Raw genomic sequence first — 15173 nt, 5'->3', positions numbered from 1 at the left:
TCCACGGCGCAGACGCGGGCTCGCCCCGGATAATCGATGCGAGGCCGGATCCGCCGACTTCTATGATCATCGGATGGAGAATCCCCGTTACCCCGTGAAGCCCCGCCCCGGAGACCTGGTCGCCGTACTTTCGCCCTCGTCAGGCCTCCCCGGCCTGTTCCCGCTGCCCTACGAGTTGGGGCTGAGCAGACTCCAGGACGACTTCGGGTTGAAGGCGGTGGAATACCCGACGACCCGGACGATGGGTGCGACGCCCGAGGCGCGGGCCGCCGACATCCACGCGGCCTTCGCGGACCCCGACATCAAGGCGGTGATCGCCAGCATCGGCGGCGACGACCAGATCACCGTCCTTCCCCACCTCGACCGCGACCTCCTGCGCGCCAACCCCAAGCCGTTCCTCGGCTACAGCGACAACACCAACCTGCTGCTGTTCCTGCGGGACTTGGGCATCGTCGGCTACCACGGCGGATCGGTCATGGTCGGGTTCGGCCGGCCCGGCGCGATGCACCCGTCGACCGCCGACTCCCTGCGGGCCGCGCTGTTCACCTCGGGCGAGTACGAGCTCACCGCGGCCGGCGCCTACGGGGACGTCAACAGCCCCTGGGAGGACCCGCACACCTTCGCATCCGAGCCGTACATGGAACCTGCCGACGGCTGGTCCTGGCACAACGCCGACCGGGTCGTCGAAGGCATCAGCTGGGGCGGCAACCTGGAGATCATCTCCTGGCTGCTGATGGCCGACCGCGTGGCGCGGCCGGTCGAGTCCTACGTCGGCAACGTGCTGTTCCTGGAGACCTCCGAGGAGATGCCGCCCGCCGAAGAGGTCTACCGGATCCTGCGCGGCATGGGTGAACGCGGGCTGCTGCGGCAGTTCCCCGCGCTGCTCATGGGCAGGGCGAAGAGCTGGTCGTTCGAGAACCGGCTCGACGCGGGGGCCAAGGCGGACTTCCGCCGGCAACAGCGCGAGGCCGTCCTACGGGCCCTGCGCCAGTACGCCCCCGACACCATGGTGGTGTTCGACGTCGACCTCGGCCACACCGACCCGCAGCTCGTGATCCCCGTCGGAGGCCGCATCCGGGTGGACGGCCCGGCCCGCCGGATCGTCGTCACGTACTGAGCCCCGGCTCAGCGGCTGTCGGAGCGGTAGGCGCGCATCGTCAGGGGCATGAAGACCGCGGTGATGCCCGCCGCCCAGAGCAGCGACCAGAGGATCGGCCCGCCCGCCGGAGTACCGAGCAGCAGCCCCCGGAACGCGTCCGACAGATAGGTCACGGGGTTGACCTCGACCCATGCCTGGAGCCACCCGGGGTGTCGACCTCGACGAACGCGCTGCTCGTGAAGGTGAGCGGGAAGATGAAGGTGAAGGCGAAGACCTGCACCTTCTCCACGTCCGCGGCCGTCATCCCGATCAGCACCGCCGTCCACGAAACGGCCGCCGCGAATGTCAGCAGCAGCAGGGTCGCGCCGAGGAAGCCCGCCGGACCGCCGGTGATCTCGAAGCCCAGCACCGTGCCGAGCGCGATCATCAGGAGCATGGCCCACAGCTGTTTGGCCAGGTCGGCCACGATCCGGCCGAACAACGGAGCCGAACGGGCGATCGGCAGGCTGCGGAGCCGGTCGAACACGCCCTTGGTGAGGTCGGTGTTCAGTGACATGGCGGTATACATGCTCATGAACAGCGTGTTCTGAACGATGATCCCCGCGAGCGCGTACTGGAGGTACTCCTGAGGGGAGCCCGCCATCTGCCCGCCGAAGACGTAGGTGAACAGGAACACGAACATGATCGGCGTGATGCTGTAGTCGACGAGCTCCAGCGGATTGTGCTTCACGGAGACCAGGCTGCGCCAGGCCATGGTGGCGGTCTGCCGCAGGGCCGCCGGCGGCCGCACCCGGCCGCCGCGGCCCAGGTCCGTGAGGGTCGTGCCGGTCATGACGGACTCGCGGTGGTCTTGCCCGCGCCGTTCGGGCCGAGCACCGTACCCGCCGGAACCTCAAGGTCCACCCCGTCCAGCGCGCGGGTCTCCTTGAACCGCTTGGCCAGGCCCTCGGCCCGGATCGCGTGTCTCACGGGATCACCTCGCTCGCGCGGAAAACGGCATCCCTTCCACTCTGACGCACACCACCGGCAGTCGCCCCGGCGGGCGGAAGCCGCTCGACCGGCGGCGGATGGTCCTACGAGGGTCCGCAGGCGGCCGGAACGGCGGCGGGCCGGGGAGCGATCCGTATCCGGTCCCGCACGTACTCCACGGTCTCGCCCGGCAGGATCAGCAGCCCGGGCTCCCCGTCCTGACCCGCCCCGCCGATCGGCTGCACCTGGACGGCCGGGCCGAGCCCGCCGGCCATGAACACCGTCGGGTCGACCTCCCAGCCGTGCGAGGCGAGCCACAGCTCCAGCGCCGCCGTGTCCCGTGCCTGCGCGTCGCGCGGCCACTCGAACGTCGTGCTCCCCATCCCTGCCCCCTGTAGGTGGTCGGATCACCGCCGATGATCCTGCCACCCCCCTCTGACAGTCGCAGCCCGATATCGACGCGCACCCGCACCCCCGCCGTGCGGGGAGTGCGGGCGCGCGTCAGGCCGGTGACCCGTCCGGATCAGCCGTTGCGGTGGTGCCGGCGGCCGTTCCAGGAGTCGGTGTCGAGGACGTTGCCACGGTTGTCGCGCAGGGTGGCGGTGTCGCGCTCGTCCCAGATCTGGTGGCGGCGGTCCTGGTAGACGTCGCGGCGGGTGTCGCGGCCCTGGCCGGTGTGGACCTTCACGCTGGACTGGCCGTCCAGGCGGAAGTCCTCGAAGCGGTAGCGGTTGCCCTGCCGGTCCGTGAGGGTGAAGCCGCGCAGGTTGACGCTCCGGCGCCCGGTGTTCTTGACCTCGACCCACTCCCGGTTCAGCGCACGGTCGGAGCGGTCGCGGCCGGCGGTGCCGTACTGGACGTCGCTGATGACGATCGAGGAGTGCGGAGCCCGGTGGTCGCGGTCGCGCCGGTGGTCGTCGGCGGTGGCCGGGAGGGCGGCGGCACCGACGAGGGCGCCGGCGGCCAGGAACGCGGCGACGAACCGGCGGGTGGCGAGAGAAGCAGACATGAAGATGACCCCTTCAACAGACAGCAGCCCGGTCCGCCTTGTACGGGGCGGGTGGGCCTGGAACCGTTCCCGGCGTCCTGCCGAGGAGCCACACTCTGGCCCCCAACCACCACCAAAAGCCACTAATTCGGGGCGTGTTGCAAAATGCGGATGTATCGGTGACTCTCGCGTGTATCGGACACATGTCAATGCCGTGCTGACGCGAACGGGGGGAGCGCGCCGAACAAGCCTTGGCGGGCCCGGAGACGGCGGCCTTCCCGGACGGGCGTGCTGCCCCCACGACCCCCTCCCGCTCTGCGCCGAACGGGTTCAGGGCCCTGTAACGACCGCTCCAACCGTTTCTTCGGACGTGCGAACGTCAATGGTTCTGGCGATCGAATCGAGGAGCTGGAGCTCGTCCGTAGTCAGCCGGAGTGCGCCCGCCGCCACGTTGTCGGCGAGGTGATCCGGGTTGCCCGTCCCGGGGATGGCCAGTACGTGGGAGCCCTGCCGCAGGATCCAGGCGAGCCGCACCTGCGCCGGTGACGCTTCGTGCGCCCGGGCGACGGCGCGGACCTCGTCGTGCTCGGTCCGGACGGCGCCGGCCTCGCGCCCCTCTCCCGCGATGGAGAAGAAGGGCACGAAGGCGATACCGCGCTCCGCGCAGGCGCGGAGCATCCCCGTCCGGTCGGGCGCGTCGATCCCGTAGCGGTTCTGGACGCACACCACCGGCGCGACCGCCTCGGCCTGGGCCAGGTGCTCCGGGCGGGCGTTGGAGATGCCGAGATGGCGGACCAGTCCGGCGTCACGCAGTTCGGACAGGGCCCCGAAGTGCTCGCTGACGGACTCCTGGCCCATGATGCGCAGGTTCACCACGTCGAGGTGGTCCCGGCCGAGCTGGCGCAGGTTCTCCTCGACCTGGCCGCGCAGCTGGTCGGGACGGGCCGATTCGGCCCACCCGCCGGAGGCGTCCCGGGCGGGGCCGACCTTGGTGGAGACGACGAGGCCGTCCGCATACGGCGCCAGCGCCGAGTTGATCAGCTCATTGGCCGAACGCAGCCGCGAGAAGTAGAACGCGGCGGTGTCGATGTGGTCGACGCCGAGCTCGACCGCCCGGCGCAGTACGGCGATCGCCCGGCCGCGGTCGCCGGGAGTGCCCTCATGGAAGGCCGCGCTGCCGGTCAGGCGCATGGCGCCGAAGCCGATCCGGTTGACCGTGAGATCACCGAGCACCCATGTGCCCGAAGCTGCCGCGGAAACCGTGTGCGACGTCATCTGATTGATCAACTCCATCCGATCGGCCATCGCCCCCCGATGGTTCAGGGCGAGGCGGGTCCTGGAGTATGCGCAGGTGAAAGGCGTGCCCGAAAGGCGCGCAGAGGTGGTGGAAGATCACATTGCGAGCCGGAATCCCGAGGGTGGGCGGGACGTTCTCCCTGCAGAAGCTTTCTCCCCCTCACCCCTGTCCAGGAGCGCGCGGTCGCGCCCCTGTGCCCGATAATGGTGTCGACGGGGCATTCGCACGGAGGAGGCCGGAATGGGACGGGACAGCAGGTACGAGCTGGTCTTCGCCGCCCCTGACCATGCGGTGCCGGGTGGCGAGGAATCGGTCCTCGTACACCGCACCGACCGGACCGGGCCCGGCGGCCATCCGATCTACGCCGACGACACCGGAATCGTGCAGGCGGAGATCAGCGACCAGGGCGACGTACGCATGATCGCGAGCGGCGGCCACCAGGAACCCGCCTCGCGGGTGAGCGTCCGGGCCGTGCCCAGCGTGTGACACGCAGTGCTCCGGCGACGCGGGTGCCCAGGCCGGTTCGCCACCGTCATCCGGGAACGCGGATCCCCGGCGGGCACGGAACCTCGCACCAGACACGCTTGCCGTCCACCCCCGGTTCGGAGCCCCAGTCCCGGGCCAGACGTTCCACGATCAGCAGTCCGTGACCGACCGGCCCTCCCCGGTCGCCCGGCCCGTGCGCCGGCACGCGCACCGGCGGGGCCGGGTTGCCGTCCGTGACCTCGATCCGCAGCCGCTCGGCCGAGAAGTCGAGGACGAGCGCCCGGGGCCCTCCGCCGTGCAGACAGGCGTTGGCCACCACCTCCGACACCAGCAGGAGCACATCTTCGGCGCTCTCGCGGTCGGCCTCTCCCGTCCCGGGGAGCCAGCGCCAGGCGGTCAGCGCCTGGCGGGCGAAGTCACGGCTGCGCGAGACGACATCGGTGGTTCCGGACAGCATCAGGCTCCAGATCCGGTCGGACGGACCGCGCTGCTCCATGACGCTCAGGCTCCTCCGCCGCTCGGCGTCCTCAGGGCTTCCGCCACATCGGAGTGGACGGGGAACACACCGTCCGCACCGGTGATCCAGAACATCCGGGCGACAGGTCCGTGCAGACCGGCCAGTTCGAGGCCGGCTCCCGCCTCCTGCGCCGCGAGACGCGTGTTCAGCAGTACGTTCAGCCCGGTGGAGTCGCAGAACCCGAGCCCCGCCATGTCGACCAGCAGCCGCCGGCCCGGGGCGAGTGCCTCGTCGAGCGCGTCCCGCAGCGGCTGCGCCGTGTCGTGGTCCAGTTCCCCCGTGAGCGTGAGGACGACAGCTCCGTCCACGGCCGCCACCGCGACGGTGAAGCGTTCACCCTCCGCTTCCGGCACCATCCGGCATCACCCTTCCGTCGTGCACTTCTGCACCTGCCCGGGTTCCGCCGCGATATGCCTGTCCGTCCCGTACGGACAGGGGGCGCCTCATGCCGCCTCGGCCCGCTGTTCCTCGCCGAGCAGCCCCTCCCGCAGCCGGCCCAGGATGCGGCCCAGCAGCCGGGAGACGTGCATCTGCGACATGCCCAGGCGCTCGCCGATCTCGGCCTGGGTCAGCTCCTCGCCGAAACGCAGGGCAAGTATCGTCCGGTCCCGCTCGGACAGCCCGCCCACCAGCGGTTTGAGCGATTCCAGATCCTCGACCGTCTCGAAGCGGCCCTCCTCGACGCCGAGGCTCCGGGACGACACGCCGGGGGCCTCGTCGTCCTCGGCCGCCACGGTGACGTCGAGGGACAGGCTGGAGAACCCGTTGGCCGCGAGCCGGCCCTCGCGGACCTCGTCCACGGTGATGTCCAGCCGCTCGGCGAGCTCCTGCGCGCCCGGAGCGTGGCCCAGCTCCTGCTCCAGGGCGTCGTTCGCCTTCGCCAGGTCGATGCGCAGCTCCTGCAGCCGGCGCGGTACGCGGACGGCCCAGGTCGTGTCACGGAAGTACCGCTTGATCTCCCCCACGATGGTGGGCAGGGCGAACGACATGAACTCGAACCCGCGCTCCGGATCGAACCTGTTGATGGCTTTGATCAGGCCGATGGTGCCGACCTGCAGAACGTCCTCCCACGGCGCGCCGACGTGACGGACGCGCGTGGCCGCGTACTTGACCATGCTCAGGTTCAGCTCGACCAGGGTGTTGCGCACGTACGAGTACTCTGCGGTCCCCTCGTCCAGTTCGTGCAGCCGCCGGAAGAGCGTGACCGACAGGTCGTGGGCGTCAGCGGTGCTCACGGACCGCGGATCGCGGATCTCGCGAGGGTCCTGCGGAGCGTCCTGCTGATGCGCGGAGCCGGCCTGGATACGGAGAGTGGCAGGCATGAAGCCCTCCTCGGGGAGTTCCCCTCGACCCCCATACCCGCTCCCGGCGGGTTGAAGCTGTGCACGCCGTGGCCGTGCGTCACTCTTCGTGAGCGTCCGGGCGGTCCAGGGCGCGATACCGGTCGAACGCCTCGCGGGCGTCCGGTATGAACGCGGAGCGGCGGACGAGTTCCTCGAGTTCGGGCTCGGTCAGCCAGTCGAACCAGGCGACTTCCGTGGGGTCGGGCCGGACCGGTGCGGTGATCACGGCTTCATGAAGGCCCAGCCAGTAGGGGCTGATCGCCCCGTCGCACAGGAACTTGAGCACGAAGCGGGGAACGGCGCGGACCCCGAGCTCCTCCGCCAGTTCCCGGGCCGCCGCCTCCTCGTACGACTCGCCGACGTCGACGGCCCCACCGAGCATCCAGTTGAACTGCCCCGGGAAGCGGGACGCGCCGTCCGGGCGGCGGTGCACGAGGATCCGGCCGTCGCCGTCGCGGCACACGATCGTCGCGACGCGGTGCGGCCAGCGCTCGCGAATCGCCTCCGCACGGTCTACGACCGCCACGACGCGGTCCTCCTCATCGACCCGTTCGACCAGTTCGCCCATGGACACATGATCGCAGGGGCCTCTCCCTCTCTCAGGTACGGGTGTCCGGCAGGTACGGGTGTCCGGCCGGCCCCGGGAGCGGGCCGCGGCCCGACAGCGGGTCAGCTGCCGGGCCGGACCACCACCGCCACCACCTCGACCGGCGCGCTGTAGCGGAAGTGGAGGACGAACGGCACCATGTCGCCCGCCTGCCAGCGGGCCGGCTTCGTCCGGGTCGTGACGCTCAGGCCGGAGGGGGACATGGCGACGGTGCCGCCCGCGGTCACCCTCACCGGACCCGCAGGCCGTAACAGGTCGGCCCCGAGCCCGGAGCTCTCCCGCCGGCTGAGCAGTGTCTCCTCGACGCCAGGTGACGTCACCTCGGTCAACTGGTCGTCCGCGCCACCGATGTTGGTGATGTCGAAGAAGGCGGCCGTGTCCCGGCTGCTGCCCTGGGGCAGGAGGACACGGCCGTTCCCGGCGGCGATCTGCGGCGGGCTGCCCGCGGCGCCGGACGAGGTCCAGGCCGTCAGACCGGCCAGCGCGAGCGCGCAGGCGGCCACCGGGACGATCGAGGCGCGCAGCCCCTCGTGCACGCGTCGACGGGTCGGGAGACGGCCGCCCGGGGGCTGCTCCGAAGGTGAATGCGTCATCGCCCCGCACCTCTCGTCCGGCTGCTCGTACCTGCCCGTCGTGCCTGCGGTGCCGGCTGCCAGGTACGCAACCGGAGACTGTTGGCCACCACCATCAGGGAACTCACCGACATCGCGGCTGCCGCGACCATCGGGTTGAGCAACCCCACCGCGGCGAGCGGCACGGTGACGACGTTGTAGCCGAAGGCCCAGACGAGGTTGGCCCGGATCGTCCCGAGGGTCCGCCTGGCCAGCTCGACGGCGTCGGCGACCGACTCGATGTCGCCTCGTACCAGCGTGACGTCGGCCGCGCCGATGGCCACGTCCGTTCCGCTCCCCATGGCGATGCCGAGGTCGGCCCCGGCCAGGGCGCCGGCGTCGTTCACCCCGTCGCCGATCACCGCGACCCGTCGCCCCTGACCGCGTAACTCCCGTACGAGCCGCGCCTTGTCCTCGGGCGAGCAGTGCGCGTGCACGTCCCCGATCCCGAGGGCGGCGGCGACCCGGGTCGCGGTGGCCTCGCGGTCGCCGGTGGCCAGCACCGGCTCCACCCCCAGGCGCCGCAGCCGGTCGACGGCCCGGTAACTGCCGGGGCGCAGGGCGTCCCCGAGAGCGATCAGAGCCTGGTCGGCGCCGTCCACCCGGACCAGGACCGGGGTGTGCGCGGCCGCCTCGGCCTCGGCCAGGGCTCTGTCCAGCGACGGGTGCAGGTCCGCACCGGCGGCGCAGACCTCCACGCGGTGCCCCTCCACCACCCCGGTCACACCGATGCCCGCGGTGGCCCGGAATCCGGTGACCTCGGCCGGCGGACTACGGTGCGGCTCCTGCCGGGAGTACGCGACCACGGCGCGGCCCAGCGGGTGCTCGGAACCCTGTTCCACCGTCGCGGCCAGCCACAGGGCCCGCTCCGCGCCCATCCCGTCGGGCACGGCCGTCACGCGCGTGACGGTCATCCGGCCGGTCGTCAGCGTGCCGGTCTTGTCCAGGACCACGGTGTCGACGTGCCGCAGGGTCTCCAGCGCCCGCGGGCCGCTGACCAGCAGACCCAGCTGCGCGCCCCGGCCCGTCGCCGCCAGCAGGGCGGTGGGGGTCGCCAGCCCCAGGGCGCAGGGACAGGCCACGACCAGGACGGCCACACAGGCCGTGACGGCCGCCTGCGGATCGGCCCCGGCACCGAGCCAGAAGCCGAGAACGGTGACGGCCAGGGCCAGCACCACCGGGACGAAGACCCCCGCCACCGTGTCGGCCAGGCGCTGGGCCCGGGCCTTTCCGGACTGTGCCTCGGTGACCATGCGGGTGATCCGGGCGAGTTGGGTGTCCGCGCCGACCGCGGTGGCCCGGACGACCAGCAGACCGCCCGCGTTGACCGCACCGCCCACCACCGCCTGGCCGGGGCCCACCTCGACGGGCTCGCTCTCGCCGGTGACCAGGGAGAGGTCGACGGCCGAACCGCCGGAGGCCACCACCCCGTCCGTCGCGACCCGCTCGCCCGGCCGGACGACGAACTCCTGACCCACCCGCAACTGCCCGATCGGGACGAGCCGCTCGGCGCCGTCCTCCCGTACCGTCACGTCCTTTGCGGCCAGACCGGCGAGCGAGCGCAGTGCCTCACCCGTGCCACGGCGGGCCCGGGATTCGAGGAAACGCCCGGTCAGCACGAACAGCGGGACCCCGACCGCGGCCTCCAGGTAGATGTGGGCCACCTCGCCGCCCGCCGAGGGCAGCAGGCTGAACGGCATCCGCATCCCCGGATCGCCCGCCCCGCCCAGGAACAGGGCGTACGCCGACCAGGAGAAGGAAGCGACCACGCCCAGCGACACCAGCGTGTCCATCGTCGCCGCCGCGTGCCGCAGCCCCCGTACCGCGCGGGTGTGGAACGGCAGCGAACCCCAGACGGCGACCGGCGCGGCGAGCACGAAGCACAGCCACTGCCAGTTGCGGAACTGAAGGGCGGGTGCCATCGACAGCGCCAGAACCGGAACGGACAGCAGGGCGGTGATCAGCAGCCGCCGCACCTCCTCGCGGCCCGGGGCACCCTCGGTCCCCACCGACGGCGTCCGGTCCTCCGCGGGCCCGGGCGGCGCCGGCACCGAGGCGCTGTAGCCCGCCCGCTCGACCGCCGAGACAAGATCCTCCGTCGTCACGTGCGACGGATGCACCACCCGGGCCCGCCCGGTGGCGAGGTTGACCGTGGCGCGCACGCCCTCGATCCTGGCCAGCCGCTTCTCGACACGGTTCACGCAGGCCGCGCAGGTCATCCCGCCGACGACCAGATCGGTGGTGGCCACCACCTCCGTCCGCCCGGCCGTCACCGCGTGCCACCCGTACCGCCGCTGTGCCCGTGCGGCCGTCCCAGGTCCCCGACGAATCCCGGGCTGTCGACCTGGGTGGACCGCATGCCGGGGGCCACCGGGCCAGCGCTCGCCCCCACCGCGTACGCCGCGCCGAACATCACTATGAGGAGCGCTGTGAAGCCGGCGAGAGCGGGCGGCGGCGCCCACCGCTTGAGCGCGGTGATCGCCAGGGTCGGGTACTCAAGCCGGTCCGTCATCGTCACTCCGGATACTTGTACTCGGTTCCAGACGGACGAGGTGCCGATCAGGCCGTGCCGGAGCCCGGACGGCACTTCCTCCGGCGAGGTGGTCGCAGAGAAGCGGAGGAAAGTTCCCGCGACTTTTCGACTGCGTGCGAGCGCCCGCGCGGGGTGCCGGGAGCGAGGTCACAGGGGCGGACCCTTATGAACCTCTTGCTCCGTATGTCACTCTGGGCGGGCGTACCGGGTCACCCGCCCGCCGCACGCCCCGGCCGACCGACCGACACGGAAAATGCCCATGTCCTTGCCGTTCCCGTACCGAGCCGTCCCCGCCGTGCTGGCCGGTGCCGTGACCGCCCTGCTGGCGGCGTGCACCCCCTCGACCGCCGCCGGCGCGGCGGTACCCGCTTCCGTCCCGGCCGCCACACCCCCGGCGGTGGTGACCTCCGCCGCTGCCCCCGCACCCGTGCCCGTGCCTGCTCCGGCTTCCGCGCCCGTGGCCTCCACCCTGTCCATACCCGCCGCGGGTATCACCGGGCTGCGCGTGGTTCCGTACGAGGGCACCACCGACGACATACCGGGGACCCGCATCCAGGACCTCGGCGTGGCGGCCAGCCCGTACGGGAAGCGGGGCGGGGTCGGGCCGGGCCAGGTGGGCAATTTCCTCGTCACCGCGCACCGCATGTCGGCCGGCGGTCCGCTGAGGGACCTGCCCACCGTCGAACAGGGCGACACGGTCCTCGTGACCGTGGGCGAGGTGGTGTACACCTACGAGATCACCGCGACCCGCAAGACGTCCTTCCGGTCGGAGCGCTCGCTGAGCGAACAGCGCGCCGCCGTGCCCGGGGCACCCGGGGCGGCCCCCACCCAGGCCATGATCACGATCTCGACCTGCGCCACACCGGAGGACCACGCCGAGGGCAACTTCTGGAGCGACGCCCAGGGCAACCCCGAGCACCGCATCGACAAGATAGGCGTGCTGCGCAAGACCTCCCCTAAGGCGTGAGCCGCCGGTGCGCGGCGCGCGCGTGGACAAGGCGGGCGATGACGGTTCCCGTGCCCGCCGCGGCGAGGAGGCAGGCGAGACGTACCAGGTCGTAGGGGGTCTCCCAGCTGAGCTCACCCACGGGCGCGGTCGCGAAGACGTTGAGGACGAGCCAGCAGAGCAGGGCGGTCCCCGGGGCGGCGGTGAGGCGGGCTCCGGTGCTCACCACGGCCACGGCGAGGGAGAGCGCCATGAGGTCGACGGTGGGGTCGTCCGGTCCGTCCAGGAGGTTCAGCACGGCGACCAGGGCGACGGCCGCGACGGCCGCCGAGGCCCAGACCGAGGTGGTCGAGACAGGGCTGGGTACGGGACGAATGCCTGAGCTGATCCGTTTCCACTCGACCATGCGACGCCTCCTTCGCGCGATGCCCCGCCGTCGGGGCTCTCGGAGATGATGCCCCACCGGGGGAGGGCACCCGGCGCCGTGAGCGGGGCCGCGCTGCTGCGCCGTCCGCCCCCGGCCGCTCGAAAGGCGCGTCGCTAAAGTGGCTGCAGGGGTGGAGACTTCGCGGCTCCCCTCCGTCGGCCACCGCACACACCAGGGGTTTCCCGTGCCCGCTCCGCACCGGCGGCTCCCCTCACCGACGCCGCCGGGCGACGCGGGCCCACCGTCGCCGTCGACGCCTGAGCCCGGGCACCGGCAGCACGACCCGTCAGACCTGCTCGGTGGGACGTACGAGGAGTTCGGCGACGGCGACGTGCCGGGGGCGCGTGACGGTTCATGCTGCCGATGCCCCGCGGATCCTGGTTCCACCTACCGCGCCGGCACGCCCGCGCCGGGGGGCCGCCGGCGTCGGTGGCGGGTGCGCGGGGAATACTGGCTGAATGCGTCAGACGCCGCCGCCCGCCATGGTCCCGGAACCGATATCGGCCGCCCCGCCGCACCCGGTGGACCGGCCCCTGCTCACCCAGTCCTGGCTCGACCTGGCGTTCCTGCACTGGGCCGCCGACCCGGCCCAGGTCGCCCCGCTGCTGCCGGCCGGCACCGTGCCGGACACCCTGGACGGGGTCACGTACGTCGGCCTGGTGGCCTTCCGTATGCACAAGGTCGGCTGGTTCCGCCTTCCCGGCGTCCCCTATCTGGGCTCTTTCCCCGAGACCAACGTCCGCCTCTACTCGGTCGACGCCGATGGCCGCCGGGCCGTGGTCTTCCGTTCGCTGGACGCCTCCCGGCTGATCCCGGTGGCCGTCGGCCGGGCCGCGTTCCGACTGCCGTACGTCTGGTCCCGGATGACGGTCCGTCATGACGGCGACACGGTCACGTACACCAGCAGCCGACGCCTGCCCGGCCCGCGCGGCGCGCACAGCCGGATCGCCGTACGCGTGGGTGGGCGCATCGCGGAGCCGACGGCCCTGGAGCACTTCCTGACCGCCCGCTGGGGCATGCACACGCAGCTCTTCGGCCGGCCGCTGTACGTCCCGAACGCGCACCCGCGCTGGCCGCTGCACCGCGCGGAGCTCCTCGACTGCGACGAGGACCTGGTGGCCGCGGCGGGCCTGCCCGCCCCGGCCGGACCGCCCGTGAGCGTGCTCTACTCGCCCGGGGTCCCCGTACGGTTCGGGCGGCCGTCCCCGGGGCGCTCCTGACACGGGTGCGACGCCCGCCGGGGGCCTACACGGTCGTGCGGGGCTCGCCGCGGCCGGGTGTGTCGTTCGCCACCTCGGGGGACGGGGCCGGCGTGGTCAGCGGGGCGGCGAGGTAGGCCAGCAGTCCGGCGATCTCGTGGCCGGCCTCCGCCGGGTGGCGGAAGCGGGCGCCGGGGGCGACGACGTAGCGGTTGCGCCGCCCGTCCCGGGTTTTGTTGAGGTACCCGTCCGCCTGCAGGTCCGTGACGATCGCCTGCACGGTGCGCTCGGTCAGACCGCAGTCCACCGCGATGTCGCGCAGCCGGATGCCCGGGTCGCGCGCGATGGCGATCAGAACCCGGGCATGGTTCGTCAGGAAGGTCCAGCCGTTGCGGCGGTGACCTGTGTGCTCGCTCTCCACATCGTCATTCTTGAGGGATGACTCACGAAAAGCAATTCCAGAACCAGTTTTCCGGTATTACTTGACGTGTGTCTCCGGCCCCGACAGGGTGCAGGGGAAGCGGAAGCAGAGTTCCGCATGACCAGAGCTATCGAGCGACGACCGCACCGCAAGCACACGTGCCCAAGGAGCGAAGACGATGACCTTCACGGCCAAGGCCGAGGCCATGACCCCGACGACGATCCCGACGACGGCCACCCCCGGCGGTGGTACCGGCGAAGCCTCCGCACTCGGCGGGCTGCCGGACGTGCCCTGCCCCCGGGAACTGTCGACCCGCGACGCCCGGGAGCTGACCCGTGTCTTCTTCGAACGGCTGCAGAGCCTCGAAGAGGGGACCCGCGAGTACCAGTACGTGCGCAACACACTGATCGAGATGAACATCTCACTGGTGCAGTTCGCCGCACGCCCGTTCCGCGACCGCCCCGGCGGCCCCGAGAACGAGGACATCATCCAGGTCGGCGTCATCGGGTTGATCAAGGCCATCGACCGCTACGACCCCGAGCGCAACACCCAGCTCACCACGCTGGCCCTGCCCTACATCACGGGCGAGATCAAGCGCCACTTCCGCGACACCACCTGGGCCGTACGGGTGCCGCGCCGCCTCCAGGAGCTGCGCCTGGAGCTCGCGAAGGCCACGGAGGAGCTGACCGCAGAGACGGACCACGCGCCCACCCCCTCGGAACTTGCCGAGCGCCTGGACCTCACCGAGGACGAGGTCCGCCAGGGCCTGGTCGCGGCCAACGGCTACTCCTCGCAGTCCCTCGACGTGCCCCAGGACAGCGCCGCCGGCGGCCCCCAGGTGTCCACGGCCGCACGGACCGCGCGCAGCCTCGCCGAGACCATGGGCGACGTCGACCCCGCCCTGGAGGCGGTCGAGGACCGGCACGCCCTCGCGCCGCTGCTCGCCGACCTGGACGAGCGCTCCACCCAGATCCTGGAGCTGCGCTTCGGCCAGGAGATGACCCAGGCGGAGATCGGCGCGGAGATCGGCCTGTCCCAGATGCAGGTCTCCCGTGTGCTCACCCGCACGCTGGGCTCCCTGCGCGCGGAGCTGCTGCACGCCTGACCCGGAACGCCCCGACCTGGCACACCTGACCCGGACCGCCCGACCCGGGCACGCCTGAACCCGCCCGCCCGCCCGCCCGACCGGCCTGACCGGCCCGTCGGGTTCAGGCGCGCCCGGGTCGGCCCGTCCGCAGGCGCTCGGCGTCGATCTCGGCCCAGACGACCTTGCCGTGCCCGATCGCCTGGACGCCCCAGCGGTCGGCGAGCCGGTGCACCAGGCGCAGGCCGTGCCCGCCCGGGCGGCCCGGACGGCCCGGACGCAAGACGGGCAGCGGGCGCGGGAGCTCGCCGTGGCCGTCGTACACCTCGATGCGGAACACGTCCCCGGCGCGGAGCATGAGCTCGTGGCAGCCGCCGGCGTGCAGGTTGGCGTTGGTGACGAGTTCCGACACGACCAGGACCGCGTCCTCGGCGGTGTCCTGACCGTCCCACCCCCAGTCCTGCAGCGCCTCACGGGTGAACCGGCGGCCCCGCGCGACCTGCCGGAAGGCGTCGCGCAGGGCGAGCCGGCGGAGCTGGCGGAAGGCCGGCCCCCGCGCGTCCGGTACGGGCCCGCCGGTGTCCGGTCCGATGGTCTGCACTGCGCACTCACCTCGTCCTCGGCTGTCGTGTCGTGGTCGCTTGTA

General features: G+C 72.2%; 20 protein-coding genes and 1 pseudogene. 5 read left to right on the top strand and 16 right to left on the bottom strand.

All coding sequences use genetic code 11. The annotated features are described in order from the left end of the window. The first annotated feature begins 73 nt into the window (after positions 1 to 73). Positions 74 to 1117 (top strand): S66 peptidase family protein, encoded by a 1044-nt coding sequence (locus ACFY04_RS17805; protein ID WP_389117681.1) that lies wholly within the window; start codon positions 74 to 76, stop codon positions 1115 to 1117. An 8-nt stretch (positions 1118 to 1125) separates the two neighbouring features. Here ACFY04_RS17805 and ACFY04_RS17800 read toward each other — a convergent pair whose 3' ends face one another. The 6 genes and pseudogenes from ACFY04_RS17800 to ACFY04_RS17775 all read right to left on the bottom strand — a co-directional run bounded on the left by ACFY04_RS17800 (position 1126) and on the right by ACFY04_RS17775 (position 4331). After that, positions 1126 to 1272 carry a hypothetical protein gene (locus ACFY04_RS17800; RefSeq protein ID WP_389117679.1) on the bottom strand — a complete coding sequence of 49 codons (147 nt, stop codon included), beginning with the start codon at positions 1270 to 1272 and terminating at the stop codon, positions 1126 to 1128. Then, the gene (locus tag ACFY04_RS17795; protein ID WP_389117678.1) at positions 1269 to 1931 is read right to left on the bottom strand and encodes an ABC transporter permease; all 663 of its coding nucleotides are present in this window, start codon (positions 1929 to 1931) and stop codon (positions 1269 to 1271) included. The genes ACFY04_RS17800 and ACFY04_RS17795 overlap by 4 nt, the downstream gene beginning before the upstream one ends. A gap of 8 nt (positions 1932 to 1939) precedes the next feature. Next, positions 1940 to 2068 (bottom strand): annotated as a pseudogene (locus ACFY04_RS17790) (daunorubicin/doxorubicin resistance ABC transporter ATP-binding protein DrrA); the annotation flags it as partial. 104 nt (positions 2069 to 2172) lie between these two features. Next, positions 2173 to 2451, bottom strand: coding sequence for a hypothetical protein (locus ACFY04_RS17785; protein WP_389117676.1), 279 nt, complete (start codon positions 2449 to 2451; stop codon positions 2173 to 2175). Positions 2452 to 2591: 140 nt separating this feature from the next. Further along, on the bottom strand, positions 2592 to 3077 hold the full coding sequence (locus tag ACFY04_RS17780) for a lamin tail domain-containing protein (protein ID WP_373041820.1): 486 nt from the start codon (positions 3075 to 3077) through the stop codon (positions 2592 to 2594). A gap of 309 nt (positions 3078 to 3386) precedes the next feature. Beyond that, positions 3387 to 4331, bottom strand: a complete 945-nt coding sequence (locus tag ACFY04_RS17775) for an oxidoreductase (protein ID WP_389117673.1) — start codon at positions 4329 to 4331, stop codon at positions 3387 to 3389. Between the two features lie 262 nt (positions 4332 to 4593). Here ACFY04_RS17775 and ACFY04_RS17770 point away from each other — a divergent pair, with 262 nt between their 5' ends. Further along, complete coding sequence (locus tag ACFY04_RS17770) at positions 4594 to 4839, top strand: DUF6296 family protein (RefSeq protein ID WP_373041818.1); 246 nt, start codon at positions 4594 to 4596, stop codon at positions 4837 to 4839. Positions 4840 to 4885: 46 nt separating this feature from the next. On the opposite strand, the gene ACFY04_RS17765 is transcribed toward ACFY04_RS17770, so the two are convergent. From ACFY04_RS17765 to ACFY04_RS17735, 7 genes are all read right to left on the bottom strand, one after another. Continuing rightward, positions 4886 to 5335: an ATP-binding protein gene (locus tag ACFY04_RS17765; protein ID WP_389117671.1), complete on the bottom strand. Its 450-nt coding sequence runs from the start codon at positions 5333 to 5335 to the stop codon at positions 4886 to 4888. A 5-nt stretch (positions 5336 to 5340) separates the two neighbouring features. Then, on the bottom strand, positions 5341 to 5712 hold the full coding sequence (locus ACFY04_RS17760) for an STAS domain-containing protein (protein ID WP_389117670.1): 372 nt from the start codon (positions 5710 to 5712) through the stop codon (positions 5341 to 5343). 87 nt (positions 5713 to 5799) lie between these two features. Beyond that, positions 5800 to 6678: a SigB/SigF/SigG family RNA polymerase sigma factor gene (locus ACFY04_RS17755; RefSeq protein WP_389117667.1), complete on the bottom strand. Its 879-nt coding sequence runs from the start codon at positions 6676 to 6678 to the stop codon at positions 5800 to 5802. A 79-nt stretch (positions 6679 to 6757) separates the two neighbouring features. Further along, on the bottom strand, positions 6758 to 7267 hold the full coding sequence (locus ACFY04_RS17750) for an NUDIX hydrolase (RefSeq protein ID WP_389117665.1): 510 nt from the start codon (positions 7265 to 7267) through the stop codon (positions 6758 to 6760). Between the two features lie 101 nt (positions 7268 to 7368). Then, positions 7369 to 7899 carry a copper chaperone PCu(A)C gene (locus ACFY04_RS17745; protein WP_389117663.1) on the bottom strand — a complete coding sequence of 177 codons (531 nt, stop codon included), beginning with the start codon at positions 7897 to 7899 and terminating at the stop codon, positions 7369 to 7371. Then, positions 7896 to 10136: a heavy metal translocating P-type ATPase gene (locus ACFY04_RS17740; RefSeq protein ID WP_389117797.1), complete on the bottom strand. Its 2241-nt coding sequence runs from the start codon at positions 10134 to 10136 to the stop codon at positions 7896 to 7898. Before ACFY04_RS17740 ends, ACFY04_RS17745 begins: the two co-directional genes overlap by 4 nt. Positions 10137 to 10186: 50 nt before the next feature. Next, the gene (locus ACFY04_RS17735; RefSeq protein WP_389117661.1) at positions 10187 to 10429 is read right to left on the bottom strand and encodes a hypothetical protein; all 243 of its coding nucleotides are present in this window, start codon (positions 10427 to 10429) and stop codon (positions 10187 to 10189) included. A 280-nt stretch (positions 10430 to 10709) separates the two neighbouring features. Between ACFY04_RS17735 and ACFY04_RS17730 the strand changes: the two genes are divergently transcribed. Then, positions 10710 to 11417, top strand: a complete 708-nt coding sequence (locus ACFY04_RS17730) for a sortase domain-bontaining protein (RefSeq protein WP_389117659.1) — start codon at positions 10710 to 10712, stop codon at positions 11415 to 11417. Here ACFY04_RS17730 and ACFY04_RS17725 read toward each other — a convergent pair. After that, positions 11407 to 11802, bottom strand: coding sequence for a DUF4118 domain-containing protein (locus tag ACFY04_RS17725; RefSeq protein WP_389117657.1), 396 nt, complete (start codon positions 11800 to 11802; stop codon positions 11407 to 11409). The genes ACFY04_RS17730 and ACFY04_RS17725 overlap by 11 nt on opposite strands. A 479-nt stretch (positions 11803 to 12281) precedes the next feature. Here ACFY04_RS17725 and ACFY04_RS17720 point away from each other — a divergent pair, with 479 nt between their 5' ends. Next, positions 12282 to 13043, top strand: a complete 762-nt coding sequence (locus ACFY04_RS17720; protein WP_389117656.1) for a YqjF family protein — start codon at positions 12282 to 12284, stop codon at positions 13041 to 13043. Between the two features lie 25 nt (positions 13044 to 13068). Here ACFY04_RS17720 and ACFY04_RS17715 read toward each other — a convergent pair whose 3' ends face one another. Beyond that, on the bottom strand, positions 13069 to 13443 hold the full coding sequence (locus ACFY04_RS17715; protein WP_389117654.1) for a helix-turn-helix transcriptional regulator: 375 nt from the start codon (positions 13441 to 13443) through the stop codon (positions 13069 to 13071). 178 nt (positions 13444 to 13621) lie between these two features. Between ACFY04_RS17715 and ACFY04_RS17710 the strand changes: the two genes are divergently transcribed. After that, the gene (locus ACFY04_RS17710; RefSeq protein WP_389117651.1) at positions 13622 to 14548 is read left to right on the top strand and encodes a SigB/SigF/SigG family RNA polymerase sigma factor; all 927 of its coding nucleotides are present in this window, start codon (positions 13622 to 13624) and stop codon (positions 14546 to 14548) included. A gap of 103 nt (positions 14549 to 14651) precedes the next feature. Here ACFY04_RS17710 and ACFY04_RS17705 read toward each other — a convergent pair whose 3' ends face one another. Further along, entirely contained in the window at positions 14652 to 15128 is a 477-nt protein-coding gene (locus tag ACFY04_RS17705; RefSeq protein WP_389117649.1) for an ATP-binding protein, read from the bottom strand. Positions 15129 to 15173: the final 45 nt, after the last annotated feature.

The sequence above is a fragment of the Streptomyces sp. NPDC001549 genome, from assembly GCF_042894025.1.
Taxonomy (GTDB): Bacteria; Actinomycetota; Actinomycetes; order Streptomycetales; family Streptomycetaceae; genus Streptomyces; species Streptomyces kutzneri.
The sequence above is the reverse complement of the archived record's forward strand: the minus strand, read 5'-3'. Positions and strand labels throughout refer to the sequence as shown.